Annotated in this window: 23 protein-coding genes; 9 read left to right on the top strand and 14 right to left on the bottom strand. The window is 50.4% G+C overall.

What is annotated here, in order from left to right; all coding sequences use genetic code 11:
* Positions 1-9 precede the first annotated feature (9 nt).
* A complete protein-coding gene (locus Q4563_RS09755; RefSeq protein WP_303604387.1) occupies positions 10-1,593 on the top strand; it encodes a tetratricopeptide repeat-containing sulfotransferase family protein in 1,584 nt (527 codons plus the stop codon).
* 3 nt (positions 1,594-1,596) lie between these two features.
* On the opposite strand, the gene Q4563_RS09760 is transcribed toward Q4563_RS09755, so the two are convergent.
* The 3 genes from Q4563_RS09760 to Q4563_RS09770 all read right to left on the bottom strand — a co-directional run bounded on the left by Q4563_RS09760 (position 1,597) and on the right by Q4563_RS09770 (position 4,717).
* Positions 1,597-2,724: an AraC family transcriptional regulator gene (locus Q4563_RS09760; protein ID WP_303604388.1), complete on the bottom strand. Its 1,128-nt coding sequence runs from the start codon at positions 2,722-2,724 to the stop codon at positions 1,597-1,599.
* A gap of 492 nt (positions 2,725-3,216) precedes the next feature.
* The gene (locus Q4563_RS09765) at positions 3,217-4,137 is read right to left on the bottom strand and encodes a prolyl oligopeptidase family serine peptidase (protein WP_215974704.1); all 921 of its coding nucleotides are present in this window, start codon (positions 4,135-4,137) and stop codon (positions 3,217-3,219) included.
* Between the two features lie 106 nt (positions 4,138-4,243).
* A complete protein-coding gene (locus tag Q4563_RS09770) occupies positions 4,244-4,717 on the bottom strand; it encodes an Lrp/AsnC family transcriptional regulator (RefSeq protein ID WP_215974705.1) in 474 nt (157 codons plus the stop codon).
* A 266-nt stretch (positions 4,718-4,983) separates the two neighbouring features.
* On the opposite strand from Q4563_RS09770, the gene leuA reads away from it, so the two are divergent.
* The 3 genes from leuA (at position 4,984) to Q4563_RS09785 (ending at position 9,444) form a co-directional block, all read left to right on the top strand.
* Positions 4,984-6,684, top strand: a complete 1,701-nt coding sequence (gene leuA, locus Q4563_RS09775; RefSeq protein ID WP_303604389.1) for a 2-isopropylmalate synthase — start codon at positions 4,984-4,986, stop codon at positions 6,682-6,684.
* Positions 6,685-6,929: 245 nt separating this feature from the next.
* Positions 6,930-8,237, top strand: a complete 1,308-nt coding sequence (locus Q4563_RS09780; RefSeq protein ID WP_215974707.1) for a GGDEF domain-containing protein — start codon at positions 6,930-6,932, stop codon at positions 8,235-8,237.
* 82 nt (positions 8,238-8,319) lie between these two features.
* On the top strand, positions 8,320-9,444 hold the full coding sequence (locus Q4563_RS09785; protein ID WP_215974708.1) for a pectate lyase: 1,125 nt from the start codon (positions 8,320-8,322) through the stop codon (positions 9,442-9,444).
* Between the two features lie 3 nt (positions 9,445-9,447).
* On the opposite strand, the gene Q4563_RS09790 is transcribed toward Q4563_RS09785, so the two are convergent.
* The 4 genes from Q4563_RS09790 to glyQ are packed head-to-tail and all read right to left on the bottom strand — an operon-like array spanning position 9,448 to position 13,820.
* A complete protein-coding gene (locus tag Q4563_RS09790) occupies positions 9,448-10,203 on the bottom strand; it encodes a lysophospholipid acyltransferase family protein (protein ID WP_215974709.1) in 756 nt (251 codons plus the stop codon).
* Positions 10,204-10,223: 20 nt separating this feature from the next.
* Entirely contained in the window at positions 10,224-10,784 is a 561-nt protein-coding gene (gmhB, locus tag Q4563_RS09795; protein WP_215974710.1) for a D-glycero-beta-D-manno-heptose 1,7-bisphosphate 7-phosphatase, read from the bottom strand.
* A 6-nt stretch (positions 10,785-10,790) separates the two neighbouring features.
* The gene (gene glyS / locus Q4563_RS09800) at positions 10,791-12,869 is read right to left on the bottom strand and encodes a glycine--tRNA ligase subunit beta (RefSeq protein WP_303604390.1); all 2,079 of its coding nucleotides are present in this window, start codon (positions 12,867-12,869) and stop codon (positions 10,791-10,793) included.
* 3 nt (positions 12,870-12,872) lie between these two features.
* Positions 12,873-13,820 (bottom strand): glycine--tRNA ligase subunit alpha, encoded by a 948-nt coding sequence (glyQ, locus tag Q4563_RS09805; protein WP_215974712.1) that lies wholly within the window; start codon positions 13,818-13,820, stop codon positions 12,873-12,875.
* A 197-nt stretch (positions 13,821-14,017) separates the two neighbouring features.
* Here glyQ and Q4563_RS09810 point away from each other — a divergent pair, with 197 nt between their 5' ends.
* The 4 genes from Q4563_RS09810 to Q4563_RS09825 are packed head-to-tail and all read left to right on the top strand — an operon-like array spanning position 14,018 to position 18,077.
* Positions 14,018-14,887 carry a lysophospholipid acyltransferase family protein gene (locus Q4563_RS09810; RefSeq protein WP_303604391.1) on the top strand — a complete coding sequence of 290 codons (870 nt, stop codon included), beginning with the start codon at positions 14,018-14,020 and terminating at the stop codon, positions 14,885-14,887.
* A 19-nt stretch (positions 14,888-14,906) separates the two neighbouring features.
* On the top strand, positions 14,907-15,617 hold the full coding sequence (locus Q4563_RS09815; RefSeq protein ID WP_303604392.1) for an ATP-dependent zinc protease family protein: 711 nt from the start codon (positions 14,907-14,909) through the stop codon (positions 15,615-15,617).
* A complete protein-coding gene (locus Q4563_RS09820) occupies positions 15,614-17,137 on the top strand; it encodes an inactive transglutaminase family protein (protein ID WP_303604393.1) in 1,524 nt (507 codons plus the stop codon). The genes Q4563_RS09815 and Q4563_RS09820 overlap by 4 nt, the downstream gene beginning before the upstream one ends.
* Positions 17,127-18,077 (top strand): alpha-L-glutamate ligase-like protein, encoded by a 951-nt coding sequence (locus tag Q4563_RS09825; RefSeq protein ID WP_215974716.1) that lies wholly within the window; start codon positions 17,127-17,129, stop codon positions 18,075-18,077. Before Q4563_RS09820 ends, Q4563_RS09825 begins: the two co-directional genes overlap by 11 nt.
* Before the next feature lie 4 nt (positions 18,078-18,081).
* On the opposite strand, the gene Q4563_RS09830 is transcribed toward Q4563_RS09825, so the two are convergent.
* The 7 genes from Q4563_RS09830 to def form a co-directional block, all read right to left on the bottom strand.
* Positions 18,082-18,504, bottom strand: a complete 423-nt coding sequence (locus Q4563_RS09830) for a DUF3465 domain-containing protein (RefSeq protein WP_303604394.1) — start codon at positions 18,502-18,504, stop codon at positions 18,082-18,084.
* Complete coding sequence (locus Q4563_RS09835; protein ID WP_215974718.1) at positions 18,489-18,842, bottom strand: VOC family protein; 354 nt, start codon at positions 18,840-18,842, stop codon at positions 18,489-18,491. Before Q4563_RS09835 ends, Q4563_RS09830 begins: the two co-directional genes overlap by 16 nt.
* Positions 18,843-18,885: 43 nt before the next feature.
* On the bottom strand, positions 18,886-20,331 hold the full coding sequence (locus Q4563_RS09840) for a TrkH family potassium uptake protein (protein WP_215974719.1): 1,446 nt from the start codon (positions 20,329-20,331) through the stop codon (positions 18,886-18,888).
* Positions 20,332-20,383: 52 nt separating this feature from the next.
* Positions 20,384-21,769 (bottom strand): Trk system potassium transporter TrkA, encoded by a 1,386-nt coding sequence (gene trkA / locus Q4563_RS09845; protein WP_215974720.1) that lies wholly within the window; start codon positions 21,767-21,769, stop codon positions 20,384-20,386.
* 78 nt (positions 21,770-21,847) lie between these two features.
* A complete protein-coding gene (gene rsmB / locus Q4563_RS09850; protein ID WP_215974721.1) occupies positions 21,848-23,149 on the bottom strand; it encodes a 16S rRNA (cytosine(967)-C(5))-methyltransferase RsmB in 1,302 nt (433 codons plus the stop codon).
* Positions 23,146-24,111: a methionyl-tRNA formyltransferase gene (gene fmt / locus Q4563_RS09855; RefSeq protein WP_215974722.1), complete on the bottom strand. Its 966-nt coding sequence runs from the start codon at positions 24,109-24,111 to the stop codon at positions 23,146-23,148. Before fmt ends, rsmB begins: the two co-directional genes overlap by 4 nt.
* Before the next feature lie 28 nt (positions 24,112-24,139).
* On the bottom strand, positions 24,140-24,646 hold the full coding sequence (gene def, locus Q4563_RS09860; protein ID WP_215974723.1) for a peptide deformylase: 507 nt from the start codon (positions 24,644-24,646) through the stop codon (positions 24,140-24,142).
* A 169-nt stretch (positions 24,647-24,815) separates the two neighbouring features.
* Between def and Q4563_RS09865 the strand changes: the two genes are divergently transcribed.
* Positions 24,816-25,859, top strand: coding sequence for a LysM peptidoglycan-binding domain-containing protein (locus tag Q4563_RS09865; protein WP_303604395.1), 1,044 nt, complete (start codon positions 24,816-24,818; stop codon positions 25,857-25,859).
* The last annotated feature ends 1 nt before the right edge of the window (position 25,860 follow it).

Genomic DNA, 25,860 nt, shown 5'->3' on the forward strand with positions numbered 1-25,860 from the left:
AGATTTGTTTTGACTCACTCGCCCCCCCCAAAAAGCTTGGAAACTTTAGCACGTAAAGCGCTTGGGGAAGGGCGTGATCAGCAGGCGTACCGGCTGTTAGGTGAAATTCTTCAACAGCAGCCGGATCATGCAGAAGCTCACTACTTACTGAGTTATATTGCGCATAAATACGGTAATTACCAGAAAGAGGTAGAGCTTCTCCAAAAAGCATCGATCATTAACTCGGAAAATTTGCTTTATAAGGGTTACTTGGCTCGAGCGTTGGTGCTTTGTGGTGAAATGAATTCCGCTTATCAGTTATTACAAACAATTGACACGGTGGCAACAAATAATCCTGAGTTGATCGATGTTGTCGCAACCACTTACAATCGGTTGAATCTCTATACACAGGCAAGCAAATGCTATCAGCGTTTAGTAGAGATTGATGTGAGTAGCGCGTTGGTGTGGTTCAACCTTTCAACTTGCTATAAGTACCTTGGTGACTTTTCTCAAGCCAAAAAGGCGTTAGAAAAAGCCGTTGAGCTTAAGCCTAACTATGAGAAAGCCCAGGCGGCATTGACTTTACTCAGTAGTATGAACTGCCGTGCAAAAAATTCTGAGGATAAACGAGTAAAGTACCTGACCCGAATGTTAGAGGCCAGTCACAACCCGGAAGCTCAGCTGCATATAGCGCATGCTTTGTCCAAAGAGCTGGAGGCTGGCGGTCATTATTCACAGTCTTTTTCTGTGCTGCAAAAGTACAAAGCCAAACAAAAGGCGGCAATAGGTTATAGCTTTGATCGGGATAAACTGATCTTAGACAAGTTAATCGCTAAGGCACCTTATCCCTGTAAGCCCGCCGATGGTGTTGAGAATATTTTTGTAACCGGAATGCCGAGAAGTGGTACCACTTTAGTTGATCGAATATTGTGTGGTTCGGACGAGGTTATCTCTGCCGGCGAATTACAGTGCTTTCGTACCAGTATCAAAAAGGTACTGGCGGACACTTCTTCGAACTTTATCACACCAAGCTGTTTAGCCGCCTTAGGCGACGATAAGTGTATAGAAGTGGGTCGGTTATACCAGCATAACACTCGCTACTTACAGGGTTCAAAAAAAATTCTACTAGACAAGCTGCCGGTTAATATCTTGTTGGCAGATCAACTTATTCACTGTTTGAAAAATAGTGTCGTAGTGTGCTTAGATCGAAACCCACTGGATACCATTGTGAGTAATTATCGGCAGTTGTTTAGTTTTGCTGATGGTTGCTATAGCTATTCTTTAAGCTTAGAGGATACAGCCTTATTCTATGTGTCGTTTTACCAATTAACACGGCGGTTGAAGCGGGATTATCCAGAACGTTTTTTTCTTTTAAACTATGAAAGTCTCGTACAAAATCAACAAGAAGAAGCTAAACAGCTGTTCGAATTCTGTCAATTGCCATGGAGTCGTGAATATTTAAATATTGAAAATAATACAGCGCCTGTGGCGACTGCCAGTGCCTTACAGGTTCGTCAGAAAATTCATACCCGATCTATAGAGCAATGGCGTCACTACGATGACCAGCTACTAGAGGTTAAAGCTATTCTCGACGCCCATGACATCGCGTATTAACGATTAATCCGTTTGGTTAATAGCTTTATTGCGATATTCAGTTGGTGACTCACCGGTTAATCGTTTGAAAAATCGCTGAAATGAGGATTTGCTGTTAAAGCCAGACTCCAGTAAAACCTCCATAATCGACATATTTAAACATTCCTTATCGCCTAGGTAGCGCTTTGCTTCTTCTACTCGATAAAAATTAATAAACTCAAAAAAGTTTTTATCGAAGGCACGATTGATCGCAAAGGAAACATCCCGGTATGGTAGATCGAGCATATCAGAGAATTGCTCTACGTTGATATTTGCTTTTAAGTAGAGTTTCTGGTCTTGTATCCCACTCATAACCTTGTTGATTAAATCATCAATATTATCGTTGGATTTATTGCCCGGCTTTTTTAAGCCTTTAGTGGTAGTCAACCGTTGAGCATGTGAAACACTGTAGAAAAAGAGCGCAATTAATAGGATAAAGTTTATGTAATTGTCAGTAATGCCCAGCGGCAATCGATAGGCGACGGCTAGAAAACTGAGCATTAACGACCATACTGCGGAGCAAATATAAGCCACAGTTATCAGGTAAAGCCAAACAATCGCTTCTTCGTTGACCGAGGAGTTGTGACTGAAAACAGTCTTGTGATATTTCCTGACAATATACAACGAGTAAACAAAATAGGCGAAAGGGGTAAGTTTAACGAACCACCAAATAAAATCGACGGCTCGATATACAGCGCTGTCGATACCAAAAGTATCGAGGCGAAGAAAGCTGCTGTCTATACCAAAAAAAGCAATCACACTGATGACGATTATAGTAGGTATAAAGTGCAGCCAATCGGTTCCAGTAAGACTAAAGTCGTCGTGGGTAATGCTGGCAACATACAGCATTAAGAGAGGACCCTTAAGTAGCATGGCCGGTGCATAAAAATAGGGCGTAAGAGTTTCCAGTGTATCAGAAGTGGGCAAATACTCATTCCAGATAAGCAATATGCCGATATCGGCCAAAGCAATGGATACAAAAAAACCCGATAAAAGATATTTGGAGATAGGCAGCTTGCTTGAAAATAAAGTCTGCGACAGGGCCAGTACAATGCTTAGACCAATAGATAATATAAGAATGACATCGTTAAGGTTAAAGTACAGCGTGGTCATAAAAAAGGCTTCACATAATATTACTAACGACAATTCTCGCTAGATAGACTGGATACTGCTATTAGATCAAAAGCAGTTGCTTGTGACTATAGCCAATTCGTTAAAGTAAAAAAATTTAGGTTTCATAGAATAGAAACTTAGAATTTGATGTGGTAACGGTTTTAGATATACCAGAGACTCAGGCAGAGCCTCGTTTAAAGTGATATCGCCAGAATAAAGCATATCGAAGATACAAACTTATTTTGTATTAGCTAGCTCTTTTCGTTTCTGTGGCCGGGTGTATAGAAAGACTATTCATGGCGAGTGTCGTCAAGCAGAAAAGTCAGTTTTCACTTGCTGGATGGCCTAGAGAAAATCAGGGCTGGATTGGACTGGCCTGTTGTCAAAGCGTCCAGGTAAAAATTAACACCCCTCTATATTATCAGACAGAGTCAATGCGGGGTGCTGAGTTTTTTATTCCACTACCTTCGTCAGGGCCGTGAATAGCCATCGTTAGCGGCTTTGTTGCAACAGCCAAGAGTATAGATCTTCACTGCGATACACTCTACGCCAAGCATCATGGCCCATGTCTTCGTGTGTTGTGAAGTGAACACAGGGGTGGCCAAGTTGCTCCAGTTTATTGAGCGCTGGGTAGAAGTATTGAATTGGAATGGTCTGATCACGTCCCCCGGCAAATTGCCAGATAGGTATCTGGTGTTTGGCAATGGGTTCGACGAGTGATGGGTGGCCCCAACCAACAACTGGGACAACGGCGGCAAATAGTTCTGGGTGTTTACCGGCAAGCCACCAAGAACCAAAGCCACCGTAGCTTAAGCCTGTTAGATAGAGCTGATCTCTCTCGGTTTTATAGTTGTTGTGTACTTGTTCGATGATATGTAACAGGTCGGTTTCTACTTGATCCCAGCCGGCAGGGAGATTGGGTGGAATTTTTGATATATCGGACACTTGTGGCATCCCCGACATTGGTTGAGGGGTCGTAAAGTAAGGTTCTCTAGGGGGGGTGCCCTCGGTTAAGCGCTGTGGAATTTGAGTGGGAGACCGATTGTCGATGTAACTGATGCCACGCTTATCCATATCAAACATAGGCAACTGAGGTGAAATAATAATAAAGGGCAGGTCTTTTTTTTGAATCCAAGCTTCATAGATAGGACCATGCTGTAACACATAGTCCAGCTCATTTCGGCCATTACCCCGTTCGCCATTACCGTGTAGGAATAAAATAACGGGCCATTGTTTGGCTTCATCCGGGTTGTAGCCCGCGGGAAGATAGAGAAAAAAATCTCTTTTTTCTTTACCAATTGAACTGGTATAGCTGACTCGTTTTAGTTGCGGATCAGTCACTGGGGTGTCGTTGGCCCCCATTGTGTTGGCTGATAAAGTAAAACTCAGTAGCAATAGTAATAAAGTCCTCATAAAAGACCTCTAGGGTTCCGCGAAAAGCTATTGAGCAGGTTAGCTATTAATAAAATGGGGGAAATCGCTCAATATGTGTATTTGCAAGTGCTGATGGATCGGCTCATTAAGCTTTATGTTGTATCGGTAAAGCTGTGGAGCGAATGGGGGATTTCAGCACAAAGGATGACTGAACGCCGTTGACACCTTCAACCCGGGTTAGTTTATTGAGTAAAAATTGCTGAAAGGCATCCATATCTTCCACGATAACTTTTAACAGATAGTCTGCACTCTGCCCGGTAATCAAATGGCACTCCAGAACCTCAGGGTATTGACTGATAGTTTGCTCAAAGTGTTCAAATCGCTCGGGGGTGTGACGATCCATACTGATATGAATAAACGCCATTAGGTTTAGGCCCAATTTACGCGCGTTAAGCAAGGCCACATAACCATCGATTAGACCATCCTCTTCCAGCTGCCTAACCCGTCGTAGGCATGGTGACGGCGAGAGACTGATCGCATCGGCTAGCTCTTGGTTGGAAATACGCCCTTCGCTTTGAAGGCGCTGTAAAATCATTCCGTCATATCGGTCGAGCTGCATAGCGAGGAAAACTCCTTATAGATGTACCGTGTTCGGCAATCATAGCGCAATAATATGCTAATTAATGTAAATATAAAGCTAGTTTAGCAATCATCTGCGGCAACAACCTCCTTATACTGTTTACAACGGGTTGAGAGGCAAGTTCGATTATCTATCGACAGTGTCTACAGAGCCAAAAGCTCATAGTGATGAATTGATCTGAGTGATCCCCAGAGCAGCGCAGTCACGTTAACCCGCCAATAAACGGCTTTACTGAGGATGCCACCATGTTAGACCAACCAAGCACTAAGTATCGAGCTTACCAACCGGTTAGCTTAACCGATCGCCAATGGCCAAACCGTAGTATTGAATGTGCCCCTATCTGGATGAGTACAGATCTGCGCGATGGCAATCAGGCTTTGATTGATCCTATGTCGGTAGAGACGAAGCTTGAGTTTTTTAAGTCACTGGTGGCTATTGGGTTTAAGGAAATAGAGGTAGGTTTCCCATCTGCATCCGCGACGGATTATGAATTTGTTCGACGTTTGATCGACGAAGGGCATATTCCTTGCGATGTGACCATTGAAGTACTTACCCAAGCGCGCAAAGAGTTAATTGATCGCACGGTAGAATCGCTTAAAGGTGCCCGGCGGGCTATCGTCCATATGTACAATCCGACGGCTCCGGATTTTCGCGAGATCGTTTATCGTACCGATCAAGCTGGCGTAAAAGCAATCGCCGAACAGGGGACTCGCTGGGTAAAAGAAGCCGTTGCCCAGTATCCGCAAACCCAGTGGGTTTATCAGTATTCACCGGAAGTGTTCTCGGGAACAGAACTGACTTTTGCCAAGGAGGTGGTCGATGCGGTCTCGGCGATTTGGCAGCCGACCCCTGAGCATAAGATGATCGTTAATTTGCCTGCGACAGTGGAGATGGCGACACCCAATATATACGCCGATCAAATTGAGTGGATGCATCGGCATATTGAGCGTCGCGACGGTATTATTATCAGTGTTCATCCACACAACGATCGGGGAACCGCCGTGGCTGCCGCCGAGCTCGCTGTGATGGCGGGTGCCGATCGGGTGGAGGGTTGTTTGTTTGGCAACGGAGAGCGAACCGGCAATGTGGATTTAGTCACTTTGGCATTAAATCTCTACACTCAAGGTGTTAGTCCAGGGCTGGACTTCAGTCACATTGATCAAGTGCGGCAAATGGTTGAGCGGTGCAATAAAATTCCCGTGCATCCGCGCCATCCGTATGCGGGAGAATTGGTGTTTACCGCTTTTTCCGGTTCACACCAAGACGCGATCAAAAAAGGGTTTGCAGCGCGAGCAGAGCAAGAGGATGAACGTTGGTGTGTCCCTTATTTACCTATAGACCCCAAAGACCTCGGCCGGGATTATGAGTCGGTGGTACGGGTCAATAGCCAATCGGGTAAAGGTGGTATTAGCTTTTTGTTACAACAAGAGTATGGGTTAGATATACCGCGACGCTTACAAATAGAGTTTAGCCGAATCGTGCAAGCATATACCGATAAAACCGGTAAAGAGGCGAGCGCGGCGGATATCTTTGCCTTATTTGAGGCAGAATACTTGCCGGTAGAGCAAGATTTACGCTACCAAAATTTAGAGCAACACAGTACGGATGCCTGTGTCTCCTTGGCGCTTGATGTTGCGATCAAAGGACACGTGGAGCGTTTACGGGGCCAGGGCAGCGGCCCGGTTGCGGCAGCCGTAGCGGCTGTCAGTGAGCGCCTAGCGGTGCCGATACAGGTAGTGGACTACCATGAGCATGCGGTACAGGGCGGCGGGGCTGGCGGCGAAGCTGTCTGCTATGTCGAGCTGAAAGTGGCAGATAGTCCCGCAATCTTCGGTGTCGGGCAGGATCAAAACATTGTTGCCGCTGCCGTTCACGCATTGCTGAACGGAGTAAGCCGGGCGGTGCCGACTGAGCAGGAACAATCTATAACCGCAACCCAGGGTTGATGGTGAAGGCGCGGTTGCTCACCGCGCCGCACAAATTTTCGAATGTTCGGTCACTGCAGGGCTCAGCCTGCTAGAATAAAGGAAAAGGTGCGGTAAGCTTTTGCGCCAGCGTTCTTGCTGCTGGTATTGAGCTTGCACAGACACCCAGCAATAGGGCGACTGAGGCCGAGCGTTTTACGACATGGCGCAGAACATACAGCGTTTTTTGCTTTTTTCTTAAATTCTTGCGCGTGGGGACAGCTGGATTGATCGTTCACTTCAATCGACAACAGTGGCTACTGTTAGGTGCCTTGATCCTGACGCTTGCCGCTATATTGCTGCGCAGCTATTTGCCAGAGCGCCAGCTGAATTTGCTGACCAGCGATCAAGTTGTCTACCTATATTACGACCAAACCCATGGCGGTGGCTCGAAGGCCGAGTGGGTCGAGCGCGACGCCTTTAGCTTTCGCTGTAAGAGAGAAAATCCAAATCTACCCTCATCATACTGCGGTATGAGTATTGAGCTCACCCCGCGTGAAGGCAATATAACCGATGGTATCGACTTTAGTCAGTACGACTCCATATTGCTCGATGTCGATGTAGACAGCACTCAGCCGCGTATATCGTTGATCTTGCGCAATTTTAACCCCGATTATTCGACAGTTGGAGACTTTAGCTCGACGCAGCATATCTCCCTACCTTTGCGAGTAAGTGACCTTCAGCAGTCCATCGCCATCAATATGAGCGAGTTCAGCGTGTCCGAGTGGTGGTTGGTGGATCGCGATGTATCGCGTCAACACACCAGACCGGATTTTGGTAATGTCATTACGTTTGGGGTAGATGTTCGCGACAATCTGGATATGAGCGAGCACAGAGTTACCCTCAATCAATTCACCCTAACGGGCGAAATAGTACAAGCCGAAACCTGGTATTTAGCAATCTTGGTGATCTGGCTCTGTGCTTTGGTGGTGTATTTACTTTACAGCGCAATTTATTGGCGTCAGCAGGCACGAGGCGGCGTTGGTCGTATTAAGAAGATGGCGCAGCGCCAGCGTGAGTTGCGCTCTGAGGCGGCAAATTTTAAAGCGCTGTCGGAACAAGACCCGCTGTCGGGGCTGGCCAATCGCTTAGGTTTGCAATCCACCTTTAACCAAATGGCCATCTCCGATATAGGGCCCGTATCTTTTATTTTGATTGATATCGATCATTTTAAGCGTATCAATGATCGGCGCGGGCACGCCGAGGGCGATCGAATTATTTGTGCGATTTCCGATATTTTGCAAAACAACACACGCTCCGGTGATTTACTTGCGCGCTGGGGCGGAGAGGAATACCTGCTTATTGCCCCTTATACGGACATTGCACAAGCACAAATCATTGCCGAAAAAATACGGCTACGTATCTATGCCACGGATTTCTTTGCCGAGAAGCCAATGCCGATTAGTGTCAGTGTGGGGATTTCCAAAATGCGTGATCAGGACAGCTTCGATGACGCCTTTAACCGTGCAGACGCCTGTTTATACCAAGCCAAAGCAATGGGCAGAAACTGCGCCGTGACCGAAGATGAGCTATAGATAACATTGCTGCGCTGTTTGGCGCTTAGCGCTGCGCACTCGCTTCGTTTACAATAGCGCTCTTTGGCCGAAATCTGCTTGCATGATAAAACTTCACCTCCCCGGTAAATTTGGCTTATTGACCCTGCTGCTGGTTGGGTGCACCAGCCATGAGCCGGTCTATCGACCCGTATCGACCGCTGGCTTCGAGCAGAACCTCGCGTTGTGGCAAACACGCGCACAATCGCCCAACGCGCCTAAAAAGCGTTACGCCGCCGACAATATTTTGGCCGTTGCAGACAACCTCCTGTTGATGCAGCGAAACAACGGCGGCTGGCCCAGCGGACAACACCCGTTTCGCCCCATCAGTGATGCCGAGCGTCTGCAGTACCTGAAAGATCAGAACGCCAAAGATGCCAGCTTTCGTCACCACAATATCTTTCCCCAAATTTTTTATCTGTCCAATGTATATTTGCAAACCGGCGATGTGCGCTATCGCAACGCGGCCCGCAAGGCACTGAAGTTGGTGTTGGCTTCACAGATCTATAATGGCGGTTGGACCGCTCAGGCCATCCGACAGACACAAACCGATGATTTGACCGCAGTTGATCTTGCGGTCACTTTGGGTGCGTTACAGTTTTTACGCAAAATAGCCGCCGGTGAAATACCTTATGGATATATCCATTTCGGGATGCGTAAACAGGCGGCTGATGCGGTGCGAAAAGGCGATGAACTATTGCTGCGCTTGCAACAGGCCTACGACAGTCGCTTAACCCTTTGGGCGTCACACTATTCGGTAAACAATTCACGACCTATTGCCGGCGACAATGCCGTGCCTCTTGCGTTAAACGTACCGCTCAGTGTGCGCATTGTCGATTATCTAATGGCCGTGCAGCGTCCGCCAGGTGAGGTAGTGCGCTCGGTACAAGGAGCGTTGGGGTGGCTAGAGGCGCACAGTCTTCAACGCTGGCTAGCGCGTCAACCAGCGCCACAGAGCGTTGGGCAAAACAGTGTAGAGCGGTCGCCTGAGCGTGGAGTATGGGCAAAGTATTACGACATCGACACTTCAGCGCCGCTGATGGATGGCGCTGAGGGCAGCGCTAATACTCGATGGTTTGATCCGTCATCGGCGACCGGAGATTGGCCATACGACCTGCTGAAAGAGCGGGCCGAGCGCTGGCGCCAACGTGTGACCCACAGCTCCCCAGTCAGCTCAGCCAAGCCCTAAAAGTCAGTCTTTACGGGGTTGGGTGGGGCTATAAATGCCGTCCTTACGCGCCAGAGGCAGACTGGCAATAGTGCTTTCGGTCCACTGTTTTACTTGTTCAGTTAGAACTTTTCGGTCAGCATTTTCCGTTGAAAGTGCCTCGCCGATCACCACCGTGATAGTGCCGGGGTATTTAAGGAAGTGTTTATGTGGCCAGCACTCAGCTCCATTGTGGGCAACTGGAACAATTGATACTTGAGCGGCACAGGCTATATCGGCACCGCTGCGATAGTAAGTTCCGACCTCGCCCAAAGGCATGCGTGTTCCCTCGGGAAAGATCAAAACACTAATGCCTTCCTCTAGCCGCTCTATGCCCTTTGTTTTAACGTCTCGTAGTGCCTGAATACGGTTAGAGCGGTCGATGGCGATCGGCTTTAAGGCCGCTAGCCCCCAACCAAAAAACGGAATACGCATTAATTCTTTTTTTAATATGGTACTGATAGGGGCCATATAGTGTTGTAAAAAAAGCGTTTCCCAGGTGCTTTGGTGTTTAGCCATAACGACCACTGGGTGTTCATCACTTGTGCGCTGGTCAATCACGCGAACACGAATGCGACAGGTCAACTGCAGCCAGAACATGACAAAACAGTTCCACAGGGTAATTACCCGCCAGCGCCGTTGATAGGGCAGTAGGGGCCAGATTAAGACACTCAAAGTACCGGCGATAATGCCGGTAAGGTAGTAGCCGGTATTGAAAAGCAAAGTTCGTAAATAGAGCAACAGGGGGTTCCTTGTAGCGATTAAGCCAGAAGCGAATCGACAACGGCCTTGAGGTCAGCAAAAACATCGACCGGGCTGTCGTTAAGTCGACGAGCACCTTCCGCTTCGCCGGAAAGTTCGGTTAACGTTTGTTCGCCATTGCCTGTTAAGACCAAACACAATCGACAGCCTTTAGTTTGCCCGGCTTGTAAGTCGCGCAAACTGTCGCCGACTAAGATGGCATCTTGTGCACTGACATTAAACTCAGCTTCGATGGCATCGATTAGCCCTGGCATGGGTTTGCGACATTTACATTGATCATCCGGGCCGTGCGGGCAATAAAAAATGGCCGCCAGTTGACCGCCAGCGTCTTCGACCAGTTCGGTCAGTTTGGCGTGCATGGCTTCAAGGTCATCTAAATCAAATGAGCCGCGAGCTAAGCCCGGTTGATTGGTTGCCACCACTACGGTGTAACCGGCATTACCGAGCCGGGCGATGGCCTCAATACTGCCGTCAATCGGCTGCCAATCATTCGCCGAGCGAACATGGTTGTCGCGGGTATGGTTGATAACACCATCCCGGTCGAGTATCGCCAGCTTCATGGGTGACTATCCTTTAGTCGGCGCAAGCAGAGAGATATCAGCCACTTGCAAAAATAGGCCGCGCAACTGATTGAGCAGAGCCAGGCGATTGTTTTTCAGGGCCTCGTCTTCTGCCATCACCATAACTTGGTCGAAAAAGTTATCCACCGGCTCGCGCAAACTGGCCAGTTCGGCCAAGGCGTCGGCATAGCGACGTTCTTGATACAAAGGCGCTACTGAATTTGCCTTGCTGGCTACCGCTTCGGCCAATACTTTTTCAGCGTTTTCATGCAGTAAGTCGTTGTTAACCGAACCGCTGGGTTCGCCATCTAGCTTGCTTAGAATATTCGATACCCGTTTATTGGCGGCAGCCAGTGCTTCGGCCTCACTCATACGGGCAAATGCATCCACCGCTAAAACGCGCGCGTTAATATCCAGTGGATGACTAATGCCTTTGGCCGCTACGGCGAGATAAATCTCAGTGGCAATGGCGTCTTCTTCGTACCAGGCGCGAAAACGCTCGAGCATATAAGCTAGCGATTCGGCGACGGTTTCATCGGGCTTCGCGATATTACTACCGTGGCCGGCGACGGCGGTTTGCAATAAGGTCTTAAGATCGAGGTTGATACCCTGTTCTACCATCAGGCGCAAAGCGCCGAGGCTGGCGCGGCGCAAACCGAATGGATCTTTGGAGCCGGTGGGTTTTTGACCAATGCCAAAAATGCCGACGATGGTATCGAGCCGGTCGGCCAGTGCGATCAGCGTACCCGTGGTGGTTTCTGGCAGCTTGTCGCCGGCGTATTTAGGTAAATACTGTTCGGTTAAGGCCTGGGCAACTTCTGGGTCTTCGCCGTCATTTAGCGCGTAGTAATAACCGGCGATGCCCTGCATTTTGTCGAACTCCAGCACCATTTCGGTCACCAGATCCGCCTTGCTAAGCTCTCCGGCGCGGGTCGCTTTGGTGGCGTCGGCGCCAACATCCTGAGCAATCGCCGCCGCGAGGCTGGCAATGCGTTCGGTTTTCTCGTAAATGCTGCCGAGCTTGGCTTGAAAAACAATCGTTTTTAAACGCTCGCGCTGAGTCGCTAGAGGTGTTTTCTTATCGGTTTCGAAAAAGAAAGCGGCATCGGAAAGGCGAGGGCGAATAACGCGCTCGTTACCGTCGATCACTTGTGCGGGATCTTTCGATTCGATATTGGCCAAGGTAATAAAGTTGGGCTTGAGCTCGCCGTTGGCGTCGACCACATGGAAATATTTTTGGTGCTCGGCCATAGAGGAAATCAAGGCCTCGGCGGGCACTTGTAAAAAGCGCTCTTCAAACTTACCCGTTAGGGCCACAGGCCATTCCACCAGAGCGGTCACTTCATCCAACAGACCTTCTTCGATGACAGCGGTGCCGCCAATTTGACTGGCCTGGTGGTTGACCTGCTCAATAATCAGCGAGCGTCGCTCAGCCATATCGACCAATACATAAGCGCTGCGCAGCGTTTCTACATAATCGCTGGCACTGTTAAAGCTAATCGGTTGGTTGTGGTGAAAGCGGTGTCCGCGTGATTCGCGCCCAGCGGTTAAGCCGAGAATAGTGGCATCCACAACGTCATTGCCGTACACCATCACTAGCCAGTGTACAGGCCGGACAAATTCAGTGCGACTGGCACCCCAGCGCATACGTTTGGGGATGGGTAATTTGGCTAAGGCGTCGTTAAATATGTCGGCCAACAGTGCGGTTGCCTGTTCGCCACCGGCCTGTTGGCGGGCCACTAGCTTGTCGGCTTTACCGTCATTTTCAGTGCTTAAATCACCGACACTCAAACCATTTTTGCCAGCAAAGGCCTCGGCGGCTTTGGTGGGGTTACCGTCAGCGTCAAAAGCGATTTTAGCTGGTGGGCCCCAAACGGTGACTTCTTTGACTGGAGTGGTAGGGGCTAAACCTTTAATAATGATGGCTAAGCGGCGTGGTGCGGCGTAGCTTTCTATATCGGTATATTCCAAGCCCGCTTTCTGTAAGCCCTCTTGGGCTCCAGCGGCGAGCGCCTTGAGCAGAGACTTAAGTGCAACGGGGGGCAGTTCTTCGGTGCCCAGTTCAAACAAAAAATCGGCAGACATGGCTTATTTCTCCTCCGCGGCGAGCACTTCCTGGCGTAATGATTCCTTCGCCAGCGGGAAGCCTAGTTGTTTGCGTGCCTCATAATAGGCTTGAGCGACCGCTCGGGCCAGAGTGCGCACGCGTAAGATAAAGCGTTGACGCTCGGTCACTGAAATTGCATGACGGGCATCGAGCAGGTTAAACGCGTGAGAGGCTTTCATCACCATCTCATACGCGGGAAGGGGGAGGCCGGCCTCGACTAAGCGCTGGCTTTCGCGTTCGCAGACATCGAAGGTGTGAAATAAAAACTCCACATCGGCTTGTTCAAAGTTGTAAGTGGACATCTCGACTTCGTTTTGATGGAAAACATCGCCGTAAGTCACTTTGTCCCCAGTTGGGCTGATGGTCCAGACCAGATCGTAAATAGAGTCGACGCCTTGCAGGTACATAGCAATACGCTCAAGCCCGTAGGTGATTTCTCCGGTCACCGGATAGCACTCAATGCCACCGACTTGCTGGAAGTAAGTAAATTGGGTGACTTCCATACCGTTGAGCCATACTTCCCAGCCTAGGCCCCATGCCCCTAACGTTGGCGATTCCCAGTTGTCTTCAACAAAACGGACGTCGTGTACCAGAGTATCAATGCCCAGTTCGCGCAGTGACTCTAAATAGAGCTCCTGAATATTGTCGGGGGAAGGTTTCAACACTACCTGAAACTGATAGTAGTGTTGCAAGCGGTTGGGATTTTCCCCGTAGCGGCCGTCGGTCGGACGGCGGCAGGGTTGCACATAGGCGCTGTTCCAGGTCTCGGGCCCGATGGCGCGCAGGAAGGTGGCGGGGTGGAAGGTACCGGCACCCACCTCCATATCGAGTGGCTGTAAAACGACACAGCCCTGGCGAGCCCAGTATTCCTGTAGGGCGAGAATCAGCCCTTGAAATGTACTTACATCGGCTTGGGATCTTTCGGACACAAGGTTTCTCCGGATTTTGCGGTTGCAGGCCGCGTCATTTCGCGACTCTCGGGGTATCAAAGGGGCGAATTATAGCGTCAGAAAGTGTCTATTGGTATGGCGAGAGGCGAATCAATGGACAAAGTGTGGCCGACACCTTTCCGCTGGCGGATAAATTCCGGTAAGCTTCACGTCTTTTGCAAGATTGAGGGTATATCTTGAAGCAGCGTTTGATACTCTTAGTGCTGAAAGGGGTGGGCCGGTTACCACTGGGGGCCGCCCGCTGCTTGGGTGCGTTTATCGGTTGGATGCTGTACAAAACCAATGCGCGTGCTGCGCGGATCACTAAAACCAATATCGCACTGTGTTACACCGGGTTGCCACAGGCGGAGCGCGACCAACTTGCGCGCCAAAGCCTGATCGAAACCGGGCGCACAGGGGTTGAAATTCCTGTGTTGTGGCGGCGCAAAGAGTCCTGGTTGCGCCAGCATGCGCTGGAGTACGAAGGCGTTGAGCTCATTCGTCGCGCTCGTGAGGCGGGTAAGGGCATCATTATTTTGACGCCCCACCTAGGAAATTGGGAGTTGTTGGCCGCCACGCTGACATTACACGGTAAAATTACATTTCTTTATCAGCCGCCTAAGAACTCAGAGCTAGAAGAGTATGTAGTGGCCGCTCGCAAGCGCAGCCAGGTTGAGCTGGCACCCACTAACCGGCGTGGCGTTAGTATGCTGATAAAAGCACTGAAAGCCGGCGAGATGATCGGGATATTGCCCGATCAGGTGCCAGATAAAGGCTATGGCGGGGTCGAAGCCCCCTTTTTTGGTGAGTCGGCACTGTCCATGACCCTGGTTCACAACCTTCTGCAACGCACCGAGTGTGAAGTGTTAATGTGTTACGCCTTGCGTGTGGCGGGAGGCTTTAAGGTGGTGATGGCTCCCTGTGAGCCCGATATCCGCCACTCGGATGTGCTCATTGGGGTTACCGCTTTGAACAAATCGGTTGAAAACTGTGTCCAGCGAGCTCCGGCCCAGTACCAATGGGAATATAAACGATTCAAACGGCGTAGCGAAGGCGCACCCTATTAGAGGTAAGGATAAGATGGCAATGACTCGCTATTTATGGGTTGCAGTCCTATTGATTTTGTCAGGTTGCAGCCAGTCGCAGTATAAGCTGGTGGGGGTGGACGACCTCGCCGAGCTACAATCCTGTGCGGTAACAGCCGATAATCACCACCATTTGTTGCTTGAGCAGCAGTTGGAATTAAAGCAAGGAGTGAATGAGCTAATTAGTGAGATTGAGCGTTCGCGTGCCGAAGTAACCGCACTCAACCCCAACCCAGAAGAGTGCCTTAATTATAGCGCCCAGACACAATCAACCGTCGTCGAATCGGTAACGGTCGACGATGTGGCGAAACAACTAGTCGGCGCCAATGAGACGGTTCACTTCGAAGAGTTAAACATAGCACTAGCGGCTCGAATAGACACTGGAGCCATGATATCAACCATTCAAGTACGCGACATACAAACCTTTGAGCGCAATGGAGAAAGCTGGGTGCGCTTTAGCATCAATGAGGCTCCCGCCTTTGAAAAGAAAATGCTGCGCTATTCCCAGATACAAGGCCAGCGAGAAAACAAGCGCCCTGTTATCCAATTGCGTTTTTCCTTGGGGCGCGTCACCCAATTGGCGGAGTTTGCTCTGGCCGACACAGCGTTCCCGGGCAACCCGGTTAGGGTGGGGCGCATGGCTCTGCGCGATGTGATGGTAGTGGATGTCAGTCGCGATCATATTGCTTCAACCACGGATAACACACCATGAACCGGGGAAAAATACCCTTTTATTTGTTGATTACTGTACTAATTGGTACCGGTTTAACCACCGCTTGGTTAAGACACACCACCACGGAAGTTCCTTTAATACCCGGTGAGCAAAAACCCGTTTGGTTAATTGAAGGGCGAGTGGATTTTTATGCAGACGGCGGAGCGGTAACTGTCAATCTTGATTTACCCGACCAGGCGCCCGGCTTTCGTTTAATTAGAGAGCAGGCGGCAAGCCCAGGCTATGGTTTTGCCGTACTCGAGGACCAGAACAATCGCCGCGCTGAGTGGACCAAGCGCGAGGCCGTCGGCTTACAAACGCTTTACTACAACGCTCAATATATCCCCGTGGATAGCAAGCCTATTGAGGTGGACATTGAGCCCGAGCTGCAAACCGTTTTTTGGAGTGAGCCCCAGTCGACCGCAGCGCGAGAACTATTGCGCGGCGCTAAAGCGCGCTCGAGCAATCCTGCCAGCACCGCGCGTGAGTTAATTAAACTGCTTAACCCCAGCACTGCCGATCAAAATGCCGAATTACTACTGACTAAAGAGTTTAGTCGGGCCGAGTTATTGGTGAAGCTACTTAACCAAGCCGATGTTCCCGCGCGCAAAGTAATGGCGTTAAAACTTGAAGATGCGCGGCGCCGGCAGGTATTACAACCCATGGTAGAGTTGTTTGATGATGGTCACTGGCTTTTAATCGACTCAATGACCGGTGAGCAGGGATTGCCGCAAAATTTACTGCTTTGGTCGCGCGGTGAAGCCGCGCAGCTTGATGTATTAGGTGGTCAAAATTCGCGCCTAACCTTCTCCATGATACGTCAGACCGTTCCTGCATTAGCGCTGTCGCAAGTTCAATTTACCGATAATTTATTTAGCATGCTAGGTGTTTACAGTCTGCCGATTGAAGAGCAGAGCATGTTTAAAATGCTCTTCCTATTGCCACTGGGTGCCATGGTGGTGGTGTTTATGCGGGTGATGATTGGTTTAAAAACCGCCGGCACATTTATGCCGATTTTAATATCCTTGGCATTTTTACAGACCTCGCTGATTCCTGGCTTGGTTAGTTTTATTTTAATAGTCGGTTTGGGTTTATTGCTGCGCAGCTATTTGTCATACCTTAATTTATTATTGGTAGCTCGGATCGCCACGTTAATTGTGTTGGTTATCTTTTTGATCTCTATTTTAAGTTTGGTGGGGTATCAACTGGGTTTCAATGCCGGCATCACCATAACCTTCTTCCCCATGATTATTATCGCCTGGACCATTGAACGCATGAGCATTCTGTGGGAGGAAGAAGGGCCACACGAAGTATTGATTCAAGGCGGGGGCAGCTTACTGGTCGCCGTGATTGCCTATTTATTAATGAACGTGCAATTGATTAGCCATTTAAGTTTTAATTTTCCCGAACTTAATTTAGTCATACTGGCGTTGATATTAATGATGGGGCAGTACACAGGTTATAAATTATCCGAGTTACATCGCTTTCGTTCCATGAGTCATGTCGCCGATGCTGATTAGCCCGTTACGATTAAGTAAACTCGGTATGTTGGGTATGAATTGCCGCAACCGGGACTTTATTGGCCGCTACAATCGGCGTGACCTGTACCCGCTGGTGGATAATAAACTGCTCACCAAGTTCTTGGCGCAAGAGCACAATGTCGCCACACCCCAGCTGCAATTTGTGGTGCGTGAACAGCATGAAATCGTAAAAATTGAGCAACAGTTAGCCAATATGAACGGGTTTGCGATAAAACCGGCTAAAGGCTCTGGGGGTAAGGGTATTTGGGTGATTACTCACCGCGAGGGTGATCATTTTATCAAATCCTCCGGCGCCGAAATTACGCTAGATGACATTCGCCGCCATATGAGTAATACCCTAGCGGGGCTCTATTCGCTCGGTGGTGTTAACGATGAAGTTATTGTTGAAGATTTAATTGAGATTGACGACTGCTTTGAAGGCTACTCATTCGAAGGGGTGCCAGATATTCGCATTGTCGTTTTTCATGGCTTTCCCGTGATGGCCATGTTGCGCTTGGCAACTCATGCCTCGGATGGTAAGGCTAACCTACATCAGGGCGCTGTGGGGGTGGGCTTAGATTTGGCCACTGGCCGATGCCTTAACGCGGTGCAACACGGCATGCCAATCGAAGAACACCCCGACACTAAACGGCCACTCAAAGATATAAAGGTGCCAGACTGGCATGGTATGTTGACGCTCGCCTCACGCTGCTACGATATGACCGAGCTGGGTTATATTGGTGTCGATTTGGTTCTGGACGCTAACCGGGGGCCTGAGTTATTAGAGCTTAACGCCCGCCCCGGTTTGGCGATTCAAGTGGCCAATGGGTTTGGTTTACTGCCTCGTTTACGTCAAATTGAAAAGCTTAATCGCAAACACTACACACAAGCTGACGAGCGGGTCGAGTATGTGATGCAACATTTTTCGCGGCTCGATTAACACCCTACCAGTACTTTTTATCTTTATGCACTAGATAACCGTGTGGGTGCCTCCCCTTAGGGTCTCGGTGAGTCCAGTGCACCACTCCGCCTTTGGCGTTCCACTCATACTCACCGTAAAAGGTGACGCTATCCCCCCGTTTGAGAGTGTTAATTCTCGGTGCTAAATCGATATTGTGCGCAATCAGCAACGTCTGTGACGAGGGTAGAGTTAGGATAAAACGTTGGTGCTGAGAGCCCTTGGTATCATCACTGAGAATGCGACTAACCCGGCCCTTGCCTAATACCTGAACATCGCTGCGCTGATTTTGCCAAAGAGATGCAAGGTCTGTATCGGTGGTGTCAGCACAGGCACTTAATGCAAGGCAAAGCCAGACGACGAGAGAGAAACGAAACAAACCGAGCGCACCGACTATTGGTCGGACCATACCGCAAACTCACTGCCGCCGGGCTCGGTAAATTGAAAGCGGCGGCCACCGGGAAAATCAAAGGTCGGCTGGATAATGGTGCCGCCAGCATTTAATACGGCCGCTTCTGTAGTGCTGAGGTCGCGACTGAAAAAAACAATAAGAGCTGCCCCGTTCTCAGTAAGGGATACCGTATCGCTGGTGAAAAACCCACCTTCTATGGTGTCACTGACAAACGCGGTGTAATCTGGGCCGTAGTCGGTAAAACGAAAATTGAAAACGGATTGAAAAAACGCTTTGCTGGCGGATAAGTTGCGCGAAGGTATTTCTAAGTATTGAATGTTTTGATGATAGTCCATATACACCTCGGCGCATTGAAGCGCCCTTAAAAAATCCTATTGCTTAACGGCGCCAAAATACAGGGCTAAACAAAACCAATAAGGTAAACACTTCTAGCCGGCCCAGAAGCATGGCAAAACACAACACCCATTTAGCGGGGCTGTTGATGTCACTATAGTGTGATGCTACCTGACCCATGCCGGGGCCGAGGTTAGTAATACAGGCGCCGACGGCAGAAAAAGCCGTTTGTAAGTCAAGCCCGGTAGCGATCAGCAATAGAAACATCGCGGCAAAAGCCACCACATACATAGCAAAGAAACCCCATACGGCTTCAATCACCCGGTCGGGTACGGTGATATTACCCACTTTTACGGCAATAACCGCATTGGGATGAATCAGCCGATGAATTTCACGCACCCCCTGTTTATACAGCAGTAAAACTCGAATGGCCTTCATGCCACCACCGGTTGAGCTGGCGCAGCCGCCGACAAACGCGAAAATAAATAGCATATACGGCAAAAAGCTGGGAAAGCTGGAATAGTTACTGGCGAACCCTGCGGTTGTCATGGTGGAGACGAAATTAAAGATCCCCAGAAAAAAGCTCTCGTTAAATGTATATGACTTCGATCCTGCCAAATAGGCGACGGTCACGACACAACCGACAACTATCCAATAGAGGAAAAATTTTAGTTCGGCATCGGCAAAATAATGACGCAAAGATTTCTCACGCCAAACAAAAAAGTGCAGAGCAAAGTTAATACCGGCAATCAGCATAAACACGGTGCAGACCATCATGATTGCTGGCGATTGATAGTGCAAAATACTGGCGTCGTGGGTGGAGAAACCACCGTTGGCAATGGTCGAGAATGCGTGACAGATTGCTTCAAACCAATTCATACCCGCTAAGCGATAGGAAATAGCACAGGCGAGCGTAAACACCAGGTACATAGTGAATAGCGCTTTGGCGGTTTCGGTAATGCGCGGGGTAAGTTTGTTGTCTTTAACCGGTCCCGGGGCTTCGGCACGGTATAACTGCATACCGCCAATACCCAGCATGGGCAAAATGGCAACGGCAATAACAATAATACCGATGCCGCCGAACCACTGAAGTTGCTGACGGTAAAACAGTATAGAGGGCGGCAGCGTATCCAGTCCCGTGATAACGGTAGCCCCGGTGGTGGTTAATCCAGATATGGATTCAAAAATAGCATCGGTAACCGATAAGTCGAGCCCGTTGGAAAAAAACAGTGGCACTGCACCGAAGGCGCCCAGTACAAACCAGAACAGGGCGGTAATCAAAAAGCCATCGCGAGTGCGCAAGTCAGCTCGGCTTTTGTAAACCGGTGCCCAGATGGCAAGACCGCAGCTGAAGGTGACCGCAAACGCGACTAAAAACGTCATATAGTTGTGGTCGTTAAACCACAGACTGACGCTGACTGGCGTGAGCAGTATCAGACTAAACATCATTAAGAGCACGCCGAGTACGCGGGCGATTACCGCAAAATGCATAGCGGCTCCGGGATGTAGGGTCGATTAACAGTGAGCATATTGACGGCCATATTTAAAAGAAGGTAAAGCCCACTTGAAATAATTTTTCGATGTCGCGGGTATGTTTTTTGTTGAGCAAAAACACAATCACATGATCACCGCTCTCCACCACAACATTGTCGTGGGCAATAATCACTTCACTGCCCGAACCTTTTTCACGCACTATCGCACCGATATTGGCCCCTTGGGGGAGGTCGATATCTTCCAGCGCCCGACCCACCACTTTAGAGGAGCTTTTGTCGCCGTGGGCAATAAGCTCAATGGCTTCGGCCGCGCCCCGGCGCAGCGAGTGAACGCTGACCATATCGCCCCGACGTACATGGGTTAATAAGCTGCCGATGGTGGTGGTTTGGGGGGAGATGGCGATATCAATATCGCCGCCTTGTACTAAATCGACATAGGCTGGGTTGTTAATTAGGGCCATGACCTTGCGAGCCCCTAAGCGTTTGGCCAACATGGAGGACATGATGTTGGCTTCGTCATCGTTGGTCAGAGCCAGAAACACATCAGTGTCTTCAATGTTTTCATCGGCCAGCAAATCTTGGTCGGATGCGCTGCCCTGCAGCACAATGGCCCGCTCCAAGTGTTCCGACAAATGCGCGGCTCGCTCTTTATTTTGCTCTACCACACGAACGCTGTAGCGGTTTTCCAGCTTGCGCGCTAAGCGCATACCAATATTGCCACCGCCGGCAATGATAATGCGTTTGTAGGAGGTTTCCATACGGCGCAATTCACTGATTACCGCACGGATATCGTTTTTGCCGGCAATAAAAAAGACTTCGTCATCCGCTTCAATGACTGAGGAACCGGTGGGCATAATAGCCCGGCCGCGTCGATAAATTGCCGCCACCCGGGTGTCGACCGAAGGCATATGCTCGCGTAAAAAACGCAGTTCTTGCCCAACCAGTGGCCCGCCGTGATACGCCTTTACCGCAACCAGTTGCACCTTGCCTTCGGCAAAGTCGAGTACCTGCAAAGCTCCCGGAGTTTCAATTAAGCGGTGAATATAATCAGAAACCAGTTGTTCGGGGCTAATCAGTACATCAATGGGGATGGAGTCGTTGGCAAATAACTTATTATTGGTCAAATAAGCGGTGGCGCGTACGCGAGCGATTTTTGTGGGCGTGCGAAACAGACTGTGGGCCACTTGGCAGGCGATCATATTGATTTCGTCGTTATTGGTGACGGCCACTAACATATCCGCGTCTTCCACCCCGGCTTGGATCAAAATATCCGGGTGTGAGCCTTCGCCGTTGACGACGCCAATATCGAGGCGATCGCGCAGTTCACGCAAGCGTGCTTGATTGGTGTCAATAATAGTAATGTCGTTGGATTCGTCAGCGAGGTTTTCCGCTAAGCTGGCGCCCACCTGTCCTGCACCCAGAATAATAATTTTCATAAACCTGCCAGGTTATCCCTTAACATTGCGCTATGACTGATACATTCTTAATGGTAGCAACTTTACCGCTTTTGGCCGTCACTTGGCTATTTTTGTTAGCTTTGCGTAATAAAAGCCATCGTGATGATGGCTCGCTTGTAGCAATTGGCGGCCATGGGGTTGCGCAAGTCCCCAGTCGGCCTCAATACCGACAGATGCACAATCAGGGGTTCGGTTTACAAACGCCGCTACAACTTGGCTGTTTTCATCAGGCAGTGCCGAGCAGGTGGCATACAGCAGTATGCCACCTGGCTTTAGGGTTGCCCATAGAGCGTCGAGCAATCGGTTCTGCAGGTGAGTGAGAGTAGCAATGTCATCCGGGCGGCGCAGTAATTTGATATCGCTCTGGCGGCGGATGATGCCAGTGGCCGAACAGGGGGCATCGAGCAATATACGGTCGAAGAGCTTGCCGCTCCACCAGTCGGCGGTTTGACTGGCATCACCTTGTTGCACCTGGGCGTGAACACCCAGCCGGTCGAGATTTTCTTGGACGCGCTTTAGGCGTCGCTGATCGCAATCGAGTGCCACAACTTCCTCCAGTTGTGGCTGCAGCTGCAGTATGTGACCGGTTTTGCCACCTGGCGCACTACAGGCATCGAGTACCCGCTGCCCCGGGGCCAACTCTAATAGCGGGGCGGCTAGTTGTGCCGCCTCGTCTTGTACGCTGACAAGGCCTGTATCGAAACCGGGTAGTCCGGTAGGGTCAGCCGGTTTGTCCAGCGTAATACCGCAGGAGCTATAGCGGCACGCTTTGGCTTCGATGTTCTGCTGGGTTAAGCGCTCCAGATAATCCTCGCGCGTTACTTGCTGGGTATCAATGCGCAAGCTCAACGGTGGATGAGCATTGTTAGCCTCTAGCATTTGGGTATAGTGCTCTGGCCAAGCTTTGCGGTATGCATCGATTAACCACTGCGGGTGAGCTTTTTGAAATTCCGGGTTGCCGCCTAATTTGGCGACAATTGATTCGCCTTCGCGTTGGTAGCGTCGCAGGGCGCCGTTAATAACCCCCGTGGCCCAAGGTTTTTTCAGCGCTTTGGCGGCGCCAGCAGTTTCGCCAATGGCCGCATGATCGGGAATGCGCATAAAATCTAATTGATACAGGCCGAGCAACAGCAGCGCTTGAATATCGCTGTCTTTGGCGCGCAGGGGTTTATCCAGCAATTTGCGCGCGATCAGTTGCAGCCGGGGGTAGTAGCGCATGGTGCCATAACACAGCTCGCGCAACATTGCGTGATTACCCTCGTCTACTTGCTCTTGTACGGCGGGTAGGCTGCTGGCCAAAGAGCCCTTGTGGCGCAGTAAATCGGCCAGTACGCGAGCGGCGCCAATTCGCGGCTTCATGTATTGGGCTCCAGTAGCCGCTCACCCAAAGCGAATAATCCGGCGTTGCCTCGCAAAACATCGCTGACCGCCATAGCGCGTTTGCCGGGTAGCTGCAAAGATTCAATGCACAGGCTGCCACGGCCACAGGCGACGGTGATTTGATCTTCGCCAATCTGCACGATTTCACCCGGCGCGCCCTCTGTGGCGGGGCCCAGGCGGGCTTGCCAAATACGAATCCGGTCGTCGGGCGATTTCGCTGGGCGGGTAAAGGCGACGGGGAAAGGGTTAAACGCCCGAATCTTGCGGTGCAGCTCGGCCGCGTCTGCAGACCAATTCAACTCGGCTTCGGCTTTGGTGATTTTGGCGGCGTAGTTGGCCTCTGAGTCGTCTTGTGGCTGCGGCTGCGCTTTGTCGTCGGCCAATTGTTCTATCGCGCTTAACAGCGCCGGCCCGCCGAGAGACATTAAAGTGTCGTGCAAACTGCCGCCGGTGTCTTGATCCGTGATTGGGCAGCGTTGCTCCACTAGCATATCGCCTGTGTCCAGCCCCACATCCATTTGCATAATGGTCACGCCACTTTGGCTGTCGCCCGCCTCAATGGCGCGTTGTATAGGTGCCGCGCCGCGCCAGCGAGGCAGCAGCGAGGCGTGAACATTGATACAGCCTAGCCGCGGTGTGTCCAATACGGCTTTGGGTAGGAGCAATCCGTAGGCAACTACCACCATTAAGTCGGCGTTGAGGGCGGCCAGTTCGGCCTGAGCGTCGGCATCTTTTAAGCTTTGGGGTTGCAACACCTCAATACCGGCGGCTTCTGCGGCTTGTTTAACCGGGCTGGGTTTAAGCTTTTTGCCTCGTCCGGCGGGCCGGTCCGGCTGGGTATAGCAGGCGACAATCTGGTGGGGGCTATCGAGCAGAACGTGCAGATGGGCCGCCGCAAACTCGGGCGTGCCCGCGAAAATGATTCGCAGGGGTGTGGTCATAAACAGATCCGGTTGGTCATCGCGCGGCCTAGGCCTGGGCGCGATGTATTTTTTCCAGTTTTTTGCGAATTCGCTGGCGCTTTATCTGAGAGATATAATCGACAAACAATTTGCCGTTGAGGTGATCCAGCTCGTGTTGAATACACACCGCCAGCAGGCCATCTGGCTCGATGCTGTAAGGGTTGCCATCGCGATCGAGGGCATCGACGCGTATTTGCGTAGGACGGTCTACACTCTCATAAAAGCCGGGAACCGATAGGCAGCCTTCGTCGTAGGGCGCTTCGTCCTCGCCCAGCACGCTCACCTCGGGGTTGATAAACACCAAGGGTTCGGTCTGATCTTCCGAAATGTCCATAACGACAATACGTCGGTGAACATTGACCTGCGTGGCTGCCAAACCGATACCGGATGCGGCGTACATGGTCTCAAACATGTTGTCGAGCAGCGTGCGAACGCTATCGTCGACGTTTTCCACAGGCTTGGCAATAGTGCGCAAGCGAGGGTCGGGGAACTCAAGAATTTCAAGTAGGGCCATAAGCTTTGTGACAAACTTCTAGTAAAAAGGTAACAAGCGCTGCTAACATGATGATCGTACAGGAAATAACCTGAGTCTAAGCGTAAGCTCAGTGGTCGCGTAGCACGCTACTTTGCGCTATTATAACGTTTAAACCGCTCAGGACCGAACAAAAACAGGATCGGTTTCTATGAAAAAAATGATTTTTGCAATTCTGGCGCTCTCAGCGGCCAGTGTATTCTCTTGGGCCGAATCCTCGCCGTTCAAGTCCAACTCCCCCAGTGAGTACGTCGTGGTTGAGGGAGATACCCTGTGGGGCATCTCAGATACCTTCCTCGATGCCCCCTGGATGTGGCCTGAAATTTGGCACGCCAATCCCGAAATCGACAATCCGCATTTGATCTTCCCGGGCGATGTGGTGCGCATGGTGTACATTGATGGCCAGCCGCGCCTGACGGTAGATCGCACGGTTCGTCTGGCTCCCTCGGGTGATGCCAAGCTCGAGCCAACCATTCGTGTACTGCCCATAGAGGCAGCGATACCGGCAATCTCGCTGGATAAGATCGCTTCCTATCTGTCGCGCTCAACCATCGTGATGCCAGAAGATGTGGAGGCTGCACCTTACATAGTGGGTGGTTCAGAAAAACGCTTGGTTATGGGCATTGGCGATACCGGTTACGCACGCGGTGATTTCCCCAGTGATATTCACAACTTCAGTGTATTTCGCGAGGGCGAGTCCTTTATTGACGAAAGCGGTGAAGACGAGGACCTGTTAGGGGTTCATGCCGTGGGTGTCGGTGCGGTTGCGATTGATAAAGTACAGGGCGACATAGCTCGGTTGCGGGTAACCCGTTCAGATAAAGAGCTGCGCGCCGGTGATATATTGTTGCCCAGTAAAGAGCGCTCGGTGGACTCTATTTTCTACCCCAGTGCACCCGATTTCCCTATTGAAGCCGAAATGATTGCAGTGGAAGGCGGGGTCAGCCAGATTGGCACCTTGGATGTAGCCATTGTCAACAAAGGTCGTCGCGACGGAGTGCAGGTAGGTAATGTCTTTGAAGGCTTTGTGCGCGGCGAACAAATTGCCGACCATGTTACGGGCGAATCTATTCAGCTGATGGATGAGTCCGCCGGCTTGGTGATGGTGTTCCGCACCTTTGAAAAATTAAGCTTCGTGATTGTGGTTGAGTCAACCCGCCCGATGGCGGTGGGGGATATTCTCCGCAACCCCTAAC

This window comes from Gilvimarinus sp. 1_MG-2023 (assembly GCF_030548285.1).